This window comes from Pseudomonas sp. NY15437 (assembly GCF_048068435.1).
Taxonomy (GTDB): domain Bacteria; phylum Pseudomonadota; class Gammaproteobacteria; order Pseudomonadales; family Pseudomonadaceae; genus Pseudomonas; species Pseudomonas nitroreducens_B.
Window position 1 is genome coordinate 34,425 of sequence record NZ_JBLUQC010000017.1, and the last position, 13,128, is coordinate 47,552.

The following is a 13,128-nucleotide window of genomic DNA, read 5'->3' on the forward strand; positions in this document are numbered from 1 at the left end:
TGAGCATCTTCAGCCTGCTTCCAACGCAGCATGGGCAAGCGCAGGCAGGCATTGGGCAGGTTCTCAGGCGGCAACCAGCCGGCCCTCCTCCAGGCGCAGCACGCGATCCATCTGCTGCGCGAGGTGGGTGTCGTGGGTCACCACCAGGAAGGCGGTGCGCAGGGACTGAGACAGTTCCAGCATCAACTCCTGGATACCGTGGGCGGTGTGCTGGTCGAGGTTGCCGGTGGGCTCGTCGAGCAGCACCAGCTTCGGTGTGTTGACCAGGGCGCGGGCGATGGCGACGCGCTGGCGCTCGCCGCCGGACAGCTCGGCCGGCTTGTGGCTCAGGCGATGGCCCAGGCCCACCCGCTCCAGCAGCGCCGTGGCCCGCTGGCGCGCCTCGGGGATGGGCGTCTTGCCGATCAGTAGCGGCATGCAGACGTTCTCCAGGGCGGTGAACTCCGGCAGCAGGTGGTGGAACTGGTAGACGAAGCCCAGCGCCCGGTTGCGCAGCAGGCCGCGCTGCTTCTCGTTCAGCGCCGACAGCTGCTCGCCGGCCAGCCAGACGCTGCCGGTGCTGGGCGTGTCGAGGCCGCCGAGCATGTTCAGCAGGGTACTCTTGCCCGAACCGGAGCTGCCGACGATGGCGACGCGCTCGCCGGGCAGCAGCTCCAGCTGCACGCCGGAGAGCACTTCGACCGACTGCGGGCCTTCCTCGTAGCGCTTGCCGAGGTCGCGGCAGCTCAGGACGGCCTGGTCGTTGGGGGTCGGCTTACTCATAACGCAGGGCCTCCGCGGGCTGGGTGCGGGCCGCACGCCAGGCCGGATACAGGGTGGCGAAGAAACTCAGGATCAGCGCGGCGCTGCACACCAGGATCACGTCCTCGCTCATCAGTTGCGAGGGCAGGTAATCGATGAAGTAGACGTCCGCGTTGAGGAACTTGTGGCCCAGCAGGCGCTCCAGCAGGGCGATGGCGGAGCTGACGTTGAGCGCCGCGAGCACGCCCAGCACGCCGCCGATGAAGGTGCCGATGACACCGATCACCGTACCCTGGACCATGAAGGTCGCCATGATCTGCCCCGGCGTGGCGCCCAGGGTGCGGAGGATGGCGATGTCGGCCTTCTTGTCGGTGACGACCATGACCAGGGTGGAAATGATGTTGAACGCGGCGACCGCGACGATCAGCAGCAACAACAGGCCGATCATGGATTTCTCCATGCGGATCGCCTGGTACAGGTTGCCGTGGCTGCGGGTCCAGTCGCGGGCGAAGTAGTCGTTGCCCTTCAGGGTACGGGCGATTTCCCAGGCGGTACGCGGCGCCTGGAACAGGTCGTCGAGCTTCAGGCGCAGGCCTTCGACCTGGCCGTCCTTGAGGCGGCGCATGCGCGCGGCATCGTCGATATGGACCATGGCGACGTAGCCGTCCAGCTCGCCGGCGCCGACATGGAAGGTGCCGACCACCGTGAAGCGCTTCATGCGCGGGAACATGCCAGCGGGGGTGACCGAGACTTCCGGCGCGATGAAGGTGACCTTGTCACCCAGCTTGACGCCGAGGTTCTTCGCCGCCTTGTCGCCGATAAGGATGCCGAACTCGCCGGGCTTGAGGCTCTGCAGCGACCCTTCCTGGAAGAACTGGTCGATGATCGAGACCTTGCTTTCCTCGTTCGGGTCCACGGCGTTGATCAGCACCTTCTGTACGGTGCCGCCGGCGCTCAGCAGGCCCTGCATCTGGATGAAGGGCGCGACCTCCAGCACGTTGGGGTGCTGGGTCTTGATCTGCCCGGCGATGCCCTGCCAGTCTGAAATCGGCTGGTAAGACTCCACCGTGGCGTGGGGCACCATGCCCAGCACGCGGGTGCGCATCTCGTGGTCGAAGCCGTTCATGACCGAGAGCACCACGATCATCACCACCACGCCCAGCGCGAGGCCGATCATGGAGGTCAGCGAGATGAAGGAGACGAAGTGGCTGCGGCGTTTGGCGCGTGTGTAGCGCGTTCCGATGTAGACGGAAAGGGGTCTGAACATGTGGGGCCGAATGAGAAGGTGAAGAGTGCGTCGGGCGTCAGTTCCATCTGGCGTGCGACTTCCGTGTGGCGAGGCTCGGCAGGCGGCTTTACACTCAGACCATCACTGCCGCCGTGGGTTCGCCATGTCCACTCCAGACGCGGATGACCGCCGCGAATACTATCGTATTGAAGACACGCTCGCATTGGAATTTCGCCCGCTGCGCGAGGACGAAATCCAGTCGCAAGAAGTGCTTCAGGATGATTCCGCGCTATTCAATCTGCTCAGCGACCTGCACCTCACCGACTTCGAGTCGCAGCACCTGCTGCGCCATATCAATGAGCGCGACCGCCCGCTGGCCAGCTACCTGAAGGTGATGAACAAGCGCATCGACCTGATCGCCCAGGCCCTGACCCAGAGCCTGCTCAGTGAGATAGGTCCGGCGCGCAAGGTCACCTTGTCCGAAGGCGGCATCGATTTCCGCGATCCGCAGCCGTTGCCCGTGGGTCAGGACCTGGCGCTGAAGATCGTCCTTCTGCCCCATGGCCTGGGCCTGCTGCTGCGCGCCAAGGTCACCCATTGCCAGCAACAGCCCGAGGGCGACTACGAGATCGGCACCGAATTCGACCAACTGGGCGACGCCCCGCGCCAGTTGCTCGCCCGCCACATTCTCCAGCGCCAGGCGCTGGAACGCCGGCAAGCCAAGGCCCGCGAAGAATGAAACCCACGAATGTCATGCGTCATCTGTTGCTCCTGTTGAGCCTTGTCACCCCGCTGCCACTGCTGGCGGATACCCTCTCCATACCCGTGGGCAGCCAGGGCGATCCGCACGTCGTGCTGCCGGCCCGTGGCGAGAGCCAGAAGGCCGTGCTGGAGCGCTTCGGCCTGCCGGACGAAGAGCACCCAGCAGTGGGCAAGCCGCCCATCTCGCGCTGGGACTACCGCGAGTTCAGCGTCTATTTCGAGAGCGGGGTGGTGGTCGATGCCGTCCGCCAGCACCGTTCGCAATCCCTCAAGGACCTTTCACCGACTCCCAAGGAGCCCCAGTGACTCTGATCTACGGCCATCGCGGCGCCAAAGGCGAAGCACCGGAAAACACCCTGAACAGCTTCCTGCGCTGCCTGGAACATGGCGTGAAGCGTTGCGAACTGGACCTGCACCTGTCCCGCGACGGCGAGCTGATGGTCATCCACGACCCGACGCTCAAGCGCACCACCGGCCGCCGGGGCAAAGTCTCCGAGCAACTGGCGGAAGACCTGGTGAGCATGGACGCCCGCGAAGGCGGCCCGGGCTGGGTGCGGCCCTGCCCTATCCCGCGCCTGTCGGAGCTGTTCGAGCGCTGCGAGTTCGAGCACTGGCAGCTGGAAGTGAAAAGCGCCTCGAAGGATCGCGCCGGGCGCACAGTGCAGGCGATCCACCAACTGGTGGGGCGCTTCGGCCTGCGCGACCGCATCACCGTGACCTCGAGTTCGCGTACCGTGCTGCGCGCGCTGGAAGAGCTAGCGCCGGACCTGTCACGCGGGTTGGTGGCCGAATACGCCTGGCTCGACCCGTTGAAGGTCGCCGCGCACTACGGCTGCGATCTGCTGGCGCTGAACTGGATGCTGTGTACCCCCGAACGCCTGCTCAAAGCGCAGAAGCAGGGGCTGCATGTGTCGGTGTGGACGGTCAACGAGCCGGCGCTGATGCGCCGGCTCGCCGATTTTGGCGTGGATAGCCTGATCACAGACTTTCCCGGTTTGGCCACTGCCACGATCGGGAATCGCTGAGCAGGTTCTCCCCGACCGGCTCAGGCCGCCGGTCGGGGTACTTCAAAAAATCCGGTTCAGGCCGTCGAACGCCGCTACGCGGTAGGCTTCGGCCATGGTCGGGTAGTTGAAGGTGGTGTTGACGAAGTACTTCAGCGTATTCAGCTCGCCCGGCTGGTTCATGATGGCCTGGCCGATGTGGACGATCTCCGAAGCCTGGTCGCCGAAACAGTGCACACCGAGGATTTCCAGGGTGTCGCGGTGGAACAGGATCTTCAGCATGCCCACCGGCTCGTTGGAGATCTGCGCGCGGGCCATGCCCTTGAAGAAGGCCTTGCCCACTTCGTAGGGAATCTTCGCCGCGGTGAGCTCGTGCTCGTTCTTGCCGATGGAGCTGATCTCCGGAATGGTGTAGATGCCGGTCGGCACGTCATTCACGAAACGCCAGCCATCATGCTCGACGATGTTGCCGGCAGCCGAACGGCCCTGGTCGTAGGCGGCGCTGGCCAGGCTCGGCCAGCCGATCACATCGCCCGCGGCATAGATATTCGAGACCGAGGTACGGTAGTTCTCGTCGACCTCGATCTGGCCACGGCTGTTGACCTTGATGCCGATGTTCTCCAGGCCGAGGCGATCAGTGTTGCCGGTACGGCCGTTGCACCACAGCAGGGCGTCCGCCTTGATCTTCTTGCCCGACTTCAGGTGCAGGATGACCCCGTTGTCCAGGCCTTCGACGCGCTCGTATTCCTCGTTGTGACGGATCAGCACGTTGTTGTTGCGCAGGTGGTAGCTCAGCGCATCGGAGATTTCGTCGTCGAGGAAGCTCAGCAGCTGGTCGCGGGTATCGATCAGGTCCACCAGCACGCCCAGGCCGCTGAAGATCGAGGCGTACTCGCAGCCGATCACGCCGGCTCCATAGATGATCAGGCGACGCGGGGTGTGGCTCAGCGACAGGATGGTGTCGCTGTCATAGACACGCGGGTGGTTGAAGTTGATGTCCGACGGGCGATACGGGCGCGAGCCGGTGGCGATGACGAACTGGTCGGCCACCAGGCGCTCCACGGCGCCGCTGGGGGTCACGACCTCGACGGTGCGCTCGTCGACGAAGCTGGCGGTGCCGTTGAACATGTCGATGCGGTTGCGCGCGTAGTAGCCGGTGCGCGAGGAAACCTGCTTGGAGATGACCTTCTCGGCGCTTTTCAGCACGTCCGGGAAGGAGAACCAGCGCGGCTCGCCGATCTGGCGGAACATCGGGTTGGTGTTGAACTCGATGATCTGCTTCACCGAGTGACGCAGCGCCTTGGACGGGATGGTCCCCAGGTGCGTGCAGTTGCCGCCGACCACGCGACGGCTGTCCACCACCGCCAGCTTGCGCCCGTACTTGGAGGCGTTCATCGCCGCCCCCTCGCCTGCCGGGCCCGTGCCGAGAATCACCACGTCGTAGTTGTAGACAGCCATGCGTACTCCTTCAGAACAGGCCGGGGCGCCCGCGTGGCGCTCCCGGCGAAGCCCCGGCACCACATGCGCCGAGGCGGATCGAAATCATTGGCGCAGCTTAGCCCTGCGGCAAAAGGCTGCACATTAGCGGTTGGTCGGCAGGTAGGCGAATTTTGCCGCCACTACATGCCGTTGCCCGCCTGCGGGGCGCCATCATGCCCGCCGAAGCTTTCATTCAGGCGACGGAAACAGCGCCTCGAAGCGCGGCGTCGCGCGGGTCACGAAGCCCTCGCCCTGGCGCACGATGAAGAAGGCCGCCAGCCCATTGCGCTCGGCAAAGGTATAGCCCTCCTCCGGCCCCAGCACCATCAGCAGGGTCGACAAGCCGTCGGCGTGCAGGGCCTGGGCCTCGGCCACGGTCACCGCCGCCAGCGCATGCCGCACCGGCGTACCGGTGCGCGGGTCGAAGGTGTGCGAATAGCGCTGCCCACCCTCTTCGAAATAATTGCGGTAGTCGCCGGACGTGGACAGGCCGATGCCATCCAGCGCCACCGAGCGCTCCACCTGCCGCTCACGCTCGCCACTGGGCACTTCCAGCGCGATCCGCCAGGGTGTGCCATCGGGCTTGTGGCCCACGGCCTTGAGCTCGCCGGTGATCTCTACCAGGTAGTCCGTCAGGCCCAGCTCGGCCAGGCGCGCGCTGACCCGGTCCACCGCGTAGCCGGCGACGATGCTGTCGAAGTCCAACTGCGCGTCGACGTCCTTGCACAGCTGATCGCCGCGCACATGCAGATGCTGATGACCGACGCGGGCGCGCTCCCGCTCCAGCTCAGCAGCGTCGGGGACCTTCTCGCTGCGTGACTGCGGGCCGAAGCCCCAGAGGTTCATCAGCGGCTCGACGGTCAGGTCGAAGGCGCCGCCACTCTGTTGCGCAAGCTGCTCGCCGTAGTGCCAGAGCTGCAGCATGTCCGCCGGCAAGGCCTGGCAGGCGCCGGCCGGCAGGGCGTTGAAGCGCGACACCAGGGAGTCGTCACGGTAGGTGGAAAACTGCTCGTCCAGGCTCGACAGGATCGCGTCGACCTCGGCCTTGATCTTCGCGGGGTCCGCCGCCTTGCCGGTGGGCACGTACTGCACCGTATAACTGCTGCCCATGGTCGGGCCGCCAAAGCGCTCGACCGACTGCCCGCAGCCGCTCAGGGCCGCCAGCACCAGCACGATCAACAGGCTTGCACGGGACAAGGTCATCTCCATCAGCCGCGAGGCAAGCGGCGCGGGCATTCTACCGCACGCACCGCCCGCTACTGTTTCCGCTCTGGCAAAGGTGCATTACCCAAATAAAACGGGAGCCGAAGCTCCCGTTTCTCTTCGACTCAGGCGCTCGCCTTCGCCGGGGACTTGCGCTTGAACAGGTAGCACACGCCCATCAGCACGATCCAGACGGGAATGGCGTACACCGACACGTCGATGCCGGGGATCTGCAGCATGATGCCCAGGATGAACACCACGAAGGCCAGGCACAGCCAGTTGCCGTAGGGGTACCACAGCGCGCGGAAGAACGGCTGCACGCCCTTGGCGACCATGGCCTTGCGGAACTTCATGTGGGCCAGGCTGATCATCGCCCAGTTGATCACCAGCGCGGCGACCACCAGCGACATCAGCAGCTCCAGCGCCTGGTGCGGGATCACGTAGTTGACCACCACGCAGGCCAGGGTGATGAAGGCCGACACACCGATGGCCAGCAGCGGCACGCCACGGTCGTCGACCTTGGCGAAGGCGCGCGGGGCGTCGCCCTGTTCGGCCAGGCCGAACAGCATGCGGCTGTTGCAGTACACGCAGCTGTTGTACACCGACAGCGCGGCGGTAAGCACCACGAAGTTCAGGATGTGGGCCGCGTACTCGCTACCCAGCAGCGAGAAGACCTTCACGAACGGGCTGCCGCTATACGGGTCGCCGGCGCTGTTGATGCTCTGCAGCAGGGCATCCCAGGGGTACAGCGAAAGCAGTACGGCCAGGGCGCCGATGTAGAAGATCAGGATCCGGTAGATGACCTGGTTGATCGCCTTGGGGATCACCTTCTTCGGCTCGGAGGCCTCGGCAGCGGTGATGCCCACCAGTTCCAGGCCACCGAAGGAGAACATGATGATCGCCAGGACCATCACCAGCCCCTTCAGACCGTTGGGGAAGAAGCCGCCATGGCTCCACAGGTTGCTCACCGACGCCTGCGGGCCGCCGGCGCCGCTGACCAGCAGCCAGACGCCGAGCAGGATCATGCCGATGATGGCGACGACCTTGATGATCGCGAACCAGAACTCCGTCTCGCCGAAGGCCTTCACGTTGAACAGGTTGATGGCGTTGATTAGCACGAAGAACACCGCCGCCGTGGCCCAGGTCGGGAAGTCAGGCCACCAGAACTGGATGTACTTGCCGACCGCGGTCAGCTCCGACATACCCACCAGGATGTACAGCACCCAGTAGTTCCAGCCGGACATGAAGCCGGCGAAACCGCCCCAGTACTTGTGCGCGAAATGGCTGAAGGAACCGGCGACGGGCTCCTCGACGATCATCTCGCCCAGCTGGCGCATGATCAGGAAGGCGATGAAGCCGCCGATGGCGTAGCCGAGGATCATCGACGGGCCGGCGGATTGCAGGACGCCGGCCGAGCCCAGGAACAGGCCGGTACCGATGGCGCCACCGAGGGCGATCAGCTGGATGTGGCGGTTCTTCAGGCCGCGCTTCAGCTCGCCTTCATGCAGATGTTGTCCATCCATTTGAAGTCTTTCCACGATCAGGAATTGGCAGATTTTATTGATGATTATGCTGGAGCCACTAACGAAAAACGGGAGCCCGAGAGCTCCCGTTTTCCTAAACCGCCTGAATCAGCGCGGGAAAGCCGGCGGGTTGACGCCAGCCATGTCTTCCATCACGCGGACGACCTGGCAGCTGTAGCCGAACTCGTTGTCGTACCACACGTAGAGGACGACGCGGTTGTCGTTGGCGATGGTCGCCTCGGCATCGACAACGCCCGCATGGCGGGAGCCGACGAAGTCGGTGGACACCACTTCCTGGGAAGCGACGAAGTCGATCTGCTTCTGCAGGTCCGAGTGCATGGCCATCTGGCGCAGGTACTCGTTGATCTCTTCGCGGGTGGTGGCCTTTTCCAGGTTCAGGTTGAGGATGGCCATGGAGACGTTCGGCGTCGGAACGCGGATGGCGTTGCCGGTCAGCTTGCCCTTGAGCACCGGCAGAGCCTTGGCGGCAGCGGTAGCAGCGCCAGTCTCGGTGATCACCATGTTCAGCGGCGCGGCGCGGCCACGACGGCTGCCCTTGTGGAAGTTGTCGATCAGGTTCTGGTCGTTGGTGAACGAGTGAACGGTTTCGACGTGGCCGTTGACGATGCCGTACTGGTCGTTCACCGCCTTGAGCACCGGCACGATGGCGTTGGTGGTGCAGGACGCGGCGGAAACGATCTTGTCGTCAGCGGTGATGTCGCCATGGTTGATGCCATGCACGACGTTCTTCAGCGCGCCCTTGCCCGGAGCGGTCAGGATCACGCGGTCGATGCCCGGGCACTTCAGGTGCTGGCCCAGGCCTTCGGCGTCACGCCACTTGCCGGTGTTGTCGACCAGCAGGGCTTTCTTGATGCCGTACTGGGTGTAGTCGATCGACGCCGGGTCGTTGGAGTAGATCACCTGGATCAGGTTGCCGTTGGCAGTGATCGTGTTGTGTTCTTCGTCGATGGTGATGGTGCCGTCGAACGGACCATGCACGGAATCGCGGCGCAGCAGGCTGGCGCGCTTGACCAGGTCGTTCTCGGCGCCCTTGCGGACGACGATGGCGCGCAGGCGCAGGCCGTCGCCGCCACCGGTCTTCTCGATGAGGATGCGCGCCAGCAGGCGGCCGATGCGGCCGAAGCCGTACAGGACCACGTCGGTGCCTTCGCGGGCGCCGCCGTTCTGCTTGCCGACCACGTCGGCCAGCTCGTCCTTGGTGAACTGCTCGATGCTGCGGCCGTTACCTTCGGTCTTGAACTTGGCAACCATCTTGCCCAGGTCTACTGAAGCGGCGCCCAGCTTGAGCTCGCTCATCGCCTTGAGGATCGGGAAAGTGTCGTGAACCGACAGCCCGCCTTCTTCGGCCAGGCGGTGACGGGCGAAGCGGTGCGCTTTGAGGATCGCGATCACCGAACGGTTGATCAGGCCACGGCCGTAGATCGAGGTCACCACGTTGTTGTTACGGTAGAGTTGGCCGATCAGCGGAATCATGGCTTCCGCGAGGGCTTCACGATCGATCCACTCACCGAGACACTGGTCGGGCTTCTGGGTCACGGGCAATACCTTCCACATGTAGGAGAAGAAAAAAGGGGCTACATTATGACGGCGTGAACAATCGCCGGCAATCCGCAGCGGTCGTATGACTGACATCCGTCAATCGGGATAGTTACAATCCGATGGGTCAAATTCCTCGACCGGAGCCACGACTGCCCGTGTCCGTATTGCGTATTCCTTCCCTGCCGACCGCTGCCGGCAAACAATCCTGGGGCAACCTCCCCGGGGCCGCCCTGAGCTTGGCCATCGCCGAAGCGGCGGGGCCGGCGAAACGTTTCACCCTGTTGCTGACCGCTGACAGCCAGAGTGCCGAGCGCCTGGAGCAGGAGCTGCGCTTCTTCGCGCCGGACCTGCCGGTGCTGCAACTGCCGGACTGGGAAACCCTGCCCTACGACGTGTTCTCGCCGCACCAGGACATCATCTCCCAGCGCGTCGCCACCCTTTACCAGTTGCCGGAGCTGCGCCGCGGCGTGCTGGTGGTGCCCATCACCACCGCCCTGCACCGCCTGGCGCCGGCCAAGTTCCTGCTGGGCAGCAGCCTGGTGCTGGACGTCGGCCAGAAGCTCGACGTGGAGCAGATGCGCAGCCGCTTCGAGGCGGCCGGCTACCGCTGCGTGGATACCGTCTACGAACACGGCGAGTTCGCCGTGCGCGGCGCGCTGATCGACCTGTACCCCATGGGCAGCGAGCTGCCCTACCGGATCGACCTTTTCGATGATGAAATCGAGACGCTTCGTACATTCGATCCGGAAACCCAGCGCTCCATCGACAAGGTCGACAGCATCCGCCTGCTGCCGGCCCGCGAATTCCCGCTGCGCAAGGAAGCGGTGACCGGCTTCCGCGGCCGCTTCCGTGAGCGCTTCGACGTCGACTACCGTCGCTGCCCGATCTACCAGGACCTCGCCAGCGGCCTGACACCGTCCGGCATCGAGTACTACATCCCGCTGTTCTTCGAAGATGGCGAGACTTCGACGCTGTTCGATTACCTGCCGCAGGACACCCAGGTGTTCTCCCTGCCAGGCATCGAGACAGCGGCCGAACAGTTCTGGACCGATGTGCGCAACCGCTACGAAGACCGCCGCTACGACCCGGAACGCCCGCTGTTGCCACCCGCGGACGTCTTCCTGCCGGTGGAGGACTGCTTCGCCCGCCTGAAGAACTGGCCGCGCGTGGTGGTCAGCCCCGAGCCGATCGAATCGGGCGTCGGCCGCGAGCGCTTCCCTGCCGAGCCACTGCCGGAGCTGGCCATCGAGGCCAAGGCCAATGAACCGCTGGCGCGCCTGCGCCAGTTCATCGAACAGTTCGACGGGCGCATCCTCTTCACCGCCGAATCCGCCGGCCGCCGCGAAGTCCTGCTGGAGTTGCTGGCGCGGCTGAAGCTGCGCCCGGTGGAAGTCGACGGCTGGCCGGGCTTCCTGGCGCACCAGGATCGCCTGGCGATCACCATCGCGCCGATGGACGAAGGCCTGCTGCTGGACGCCAACAAGGGCCAGCCCGGCATCGCCCTGGTCGCCGAGAGCCCGCTGTTCGGCCAGCGCGTCATGCAGCGCCGCCGCCGCGAGAAGTCCCGCGACGGCGGCGAGAACGTCATCAAGAACCTCACCGAGCTGCGCGAAGGCGCACCGGTGGTGCACATCGACCATGGCGTCGGCCGCTACATGGGCCTGATCACCCTGGAAATCGACGGCCAGAACGCCGAATTCCTCGCCCTGCAGTACGCCGACGAAGCCAAGCTCTACGTGCCGGTGGCCAACCTGCACCTGATCGCCCGCTACACCGGCAGCGACGATGCCCTGGCCCCGCTGCACAAGCTGGGCTCGGAAACCTGGCAGAAGGCCAAGCGCAAGGCCGCCGAACAGGTACGCGACGTCGCCGCCGAACTGCTGGACATCTACGCCCGCCGCGCGGCGCGCAAGGGCTACGCGTTCAAGGACCCGCAGGCGGACTACGCCACCTTCTCCGCCGGCTTCCCCTTCGAGGAAACCCCGGACCAGCAGTCCGCCATCGAGGCCGTGGTGGCCGACATGCTCGCCGACAAGCCGATGGACCGCCTGGTCTGCGGCGACGTGGGCTTCGGCAAGACCGAGGTGGCCATGCGCGCGGCCTTCGTCGCGGTGCACAGCGGCAAGCAGGTCGCCGTGCTGGTGCCCACCACCCTCCTCGCTCAGCAGCACTACAACAGCTTCCGCGACCGCTTCGCCGACTGGCCGGTAACGGTGGAAGTGATGAGCCGCTTCAAGTCCGCCAAGGAAGTCGAAGGCGCCGTGGCGCAGTTGGCCGAGGGCAAGGTCGATATCGTCATCGGCACCCACAAGCTGCTGCAGGACGACGTCAAGTTCAAGAACCTGGGCCTGGTCATCATCGACGAGGAACACCGCTTCGGCGTGCGCCAGAAGGAGCAGCTCAAGGCCCTGCGCAGCGAGGTCGACATCCTCACCCTCACCGCCACGCCGATCCCGCGCACGCTCAACATGGCGGTCGCCGGCATGCGCGACCTGTCGATCATCGCCACGCCGCCGGCGCGCCGCCTCTCGGTGCGCACCTTCGTCATGGAAGAGCAGAAATCGGTGATCAAGGAAGCCCTGCTGCGTGAGTTGCTGCGCGGCGGCCAGGTGTACTTCCTGCACAACGAAGTGAAGACCATCGAGAAATGCGCCCGCGACCTCGCGGAACTGGTGCCGGAAGCGCGCATCGGCATCGGCCACGGGCAGATGAACGAGCGGGACCTGGAACGGGTGATGAGCGACTTCTACCACAAGCGCTTCAACGTGCTGGTGGCCTCGACCATCATCGAGACCGGCATCGACGTGCCCAGCGCCAACACCATTCTCATCGAGCGCGCCGACAAGTTCGGCCTGGCCCAGTTGCACCAGCTGCGCGGACGCGTCGGCCGCAGCCACCACCAGGCCTACGCCTACCTGCTCACCCCGCCGCGCAAGCAGATGACCCCGGACGCCGAAAAGCGCCTGGAAGCCATCGCCAACGCACAGGACCTGGGCGCCGGCTTCGTGCTGGCCACCCATGACCTGGAAATCCGCGGCGCCGGCGAACTGCTGGGCGAAGGACAGAGCGGGCAGATCCAGGCCGTGGGCTTCACCCTCTACATGGAAATGCTCGAACGTGCGGTAAAAGCCATCCGCAAGGGCGAGCAGCCCAACCTGGAGCAACCGCTGGGCGGCGGCCCGGACATCAACCTGCGTGTGCCGGCGCTGATTCCCGAGGATTACCTGCCGGACGTCCACGCCCGCCTGATCCTCTACAAGCGCATCGCCAACGCCGCCGACGAGGACGGCCTGCGCGAGCTGCAGGTGGAAATGATCGACCGCTTCGGCCTGCTGCCTGACCCGGCGAAGAACCTGATTCGTCTGACTTTGCTGAAACTGCAGGCAGAAAAGCTTGGGATCGTGAAGGTAGATGCCGGCCCGCAGGGAGGCCGGGTAGAATTCGCCGCCGATACCTGCGTCGACCCGCTGGTGCTGATCAAGATGATCCAGAGCCAGCCCAATCGCTACAAATTCGAAGGGGCCACCCTCTTCAAGTTCCAGGTGCCCATGGAGCGCCCGGAAGAACGGTTCAACACGCTGGAGGCGCTGCTCGAGCGCCTCACGCCACAGACTCACTAAGGACCCTG

10 protein-coding genes are annotated in these 13,128 nt (G+C 65.0%); 4 read left to right on the top strand and 6 right to left on the bottom strand.

Annotated elements, in window-relative coordinates; all coding sequences use genetic code 11:
- Window positions 1-63 precede the first annotated feature (63 nt).
- Window positions 64-762 carry a lipoprotein-releasing ABC transporter ATP-binding protein LolD gene (lolD, locus tag ACNFIA_RS27695; protein WP_259756140.1) on the bottom strand — a complete coding sequence of 233 codons (699 nt, stop codon included), beginning with the start codon at window positions 760-762 and terminating at the stop codon, window positions 64-66.
- Window positions 755-2,008: a lipoprotein-releasing ABC transporter permease subunit gene (locus ACNFIA_RS27700; protein WP_259756141.1), complete on the bottom strand. Its 1,254-nt coding sequence runs from the start codon at window positions 2,006-2,008 to the stop codon at window positions 755-757. Before ACNFIA_RS27700 ends, lolD begins: the two co-directional genes overlap by 8 nt.
- A gap of 124 nt (window positions 2,009-2,132) precedes the next feature.
- On the opposite strand from ACNFIA_RS27700, the gene ACNFIA_RS27705 reads away from it, so the two are divergent.
- From ACNFIA_RS27705 to ACNFIA_RS27715, 3 genes are read left to right on the top strand one after another with little or no spacing between them, the layout of a single operon-like run.
- Window positions 2,133-2,708 (top strand): PilZ domain-containing protein, encoded by a 576-nt coding sequence (locus ACNFIA_RS27705; RefSeq protein WP_416790206.1) that lies wholly within the window; start codon window positions 2,133-2,135, stop codon window positions 2,706-2,708.
- Between the two features lie 14 nt (window positions 2,709-2,722).
- Window positions 2,723-3,037 (top strand): phosphodiesterase, encoded by a 315-nt coding sequence (locus ACNFIA_RS27710; protein WP_416790207.1) that lies wholly within the window; start codon window positions 2,723-2,725, stop codon window positions 3,035-3,037.
- Window positions 3,034-3,756 carry a glycerophosphodiester phosphodiesterase gene (locus ACNFIA_RS27715; protein WP_259756144.1) on the top strand — a complete coding sequence of 241 codons (723 nt, stop codon included), beginning with the start codon at window positions 3,034-3,036 and terminating at the stop codon, window positions 3,754-3,756. Before ACNFIA_RS27710 ends, ACNFIA_RS27715 begins: the two co-directional genes overlap by 4 nt.
- Before the next feature lie 42 nt (window positions 3,757-3,798).
- Here the strand turns inward: ACNFIA_RS27715 and sthA are convergent, their stop codons facing one another.
- The 4 genes from sthA to ACNFIA_RS27735 form a co-directional block, all read right to left on the bottom strand.
- Entirely contained in the window at window positions 3,799-5,193 is a 1,395-nt protein-coding gene (gene sthA, locus ACNFIA_RS27720; protein ID WP_259756145.1) for a Si-specific NAD(P)(+) transhydrogenase, read from the bottom strand.
- A 210-nt stretch (window positions 5,194-5,403) separates the two neighbouring features.
- Window positions 5,404-6,417 carry an FAD:protein FMN transferase gene (locus ACNFIA_RS27725; RefSeq protein WP_416790316.1) on the bottom strand — a complete coding sequence of 338 codons (1,014 nt, stop codon included), beginning with the start codon at window positions 6,415-6,417 and terminating at the stop codon, window positions 5,404-5,406.
- A 125-nt stretch (window positions 6,418-6,542) separates the two neighbouring features.
- Window positions 6,543-7,940 (bottom strand): amino acid permease, encoded by a 1,398-nt coding sequence (locus tag ACNFIA_RS27730; protein WP_259756146.1) that lies wholly within the window; start codon window positions 7,938-7,940, stop codon window positions 6,543-6,545.
- Between the two features lie 108 nt (window positions 7,941-8,048).
- Window positions 8,049-9,515 (bottom strand): glyceraldehyde-3-phosphate dehydrogenase, encoded by a 1,467-nt coding sequence (locus ACNFIA_RS27735; protein ID WP_259756147.1) that lies wholly within the window; start codon window positions 9,513-9,515, stop codon window positions 8,049-8,051.
- 140 nt (window positions 9,516-9,655) lie between these two features.
- Here ACNFIA_RS27735 and mfd point away from each other — a divergent pair, with 140 nt between their 5' ends.
- The gene (mfd, locus tag ACNFIA_RS27740; RefSeq protein ID WP_416790208.1) at window positions 9,656-13,120 is read left to right on the top strand and encodes a transcription-repair coupling factor; all 3,465 of its coding nucleotides are present in this window, start codon (window positions 9,656-9,658) and stop codon (window positions 13,118-13,120) included.
- Window positions 13,121-13,128: the final 8 nt, after the last annotated feature.

What these genes read in the sequence shown, in the direction of transcription:
- ACNFIA_RS27730 (WP_259756146.1), bottom strand. Translation starts at nt 7,940, where the DNA reads ATGGATGGACAACATCTGCATGAAGGCGAGCTGAAGCGCGGCCTGAAG.
- ACNFIA_RS27725 (WP_416790316.1), bottom strand. Translation starts at nt 6,417, where the DNA reads ATGACCTTGTCCCGTGCAAGCCTGTTGATCGTGCTGGTGCTGGCGGCC.
- ACNFIA_RS27710 (WP_416790207.1), top strand. Translation starts at nt 2,723, where the DNA reads ATGCGTCATCTGTTGCTCCTGTTGAGCCTTGTCACCCCGCTGCCACTG.
- ACNFIA_RS27705 (WP_416790206.1), top strand. Translation starts at nt 2,133, where the DNA reads ATGTCCACTCCAGACGCGGATGACCGCCGCGAATACTATCGTATTGAA.
- ACNFIA_RS27735 (WP_259756147.1), bottom strand. Translation starts at nt 9,515, where the DNA reads ATGTGGAAGGTATTGCCCGTGACCCAGAAGCCCGACCAGTGTCTCGGT.
- lolD (WP_259756140.1), bottom strand. Translation starts at nt 762, where the DNA reads ATGAGTAAGCCGACCCCCAACGACCAGGCCGTCCTGAGCTGCCGCGAC.
- ACNFIA_RS27700 (WP_259756141.1), bottom strand. Translation starts at nt 2,008, where the DNA reads ATGTTCAGACCCCTTTCCGTCTACATCGGAACGCGCTACACACGCGCC.
- sthA (WP_259756145.1), bottom strand. Translation starts at nt 5,193, where the DNA reads ATGGCTGTCTACAACTACGACGTGGTGATTCTCGGCACGGGCCCGGCA.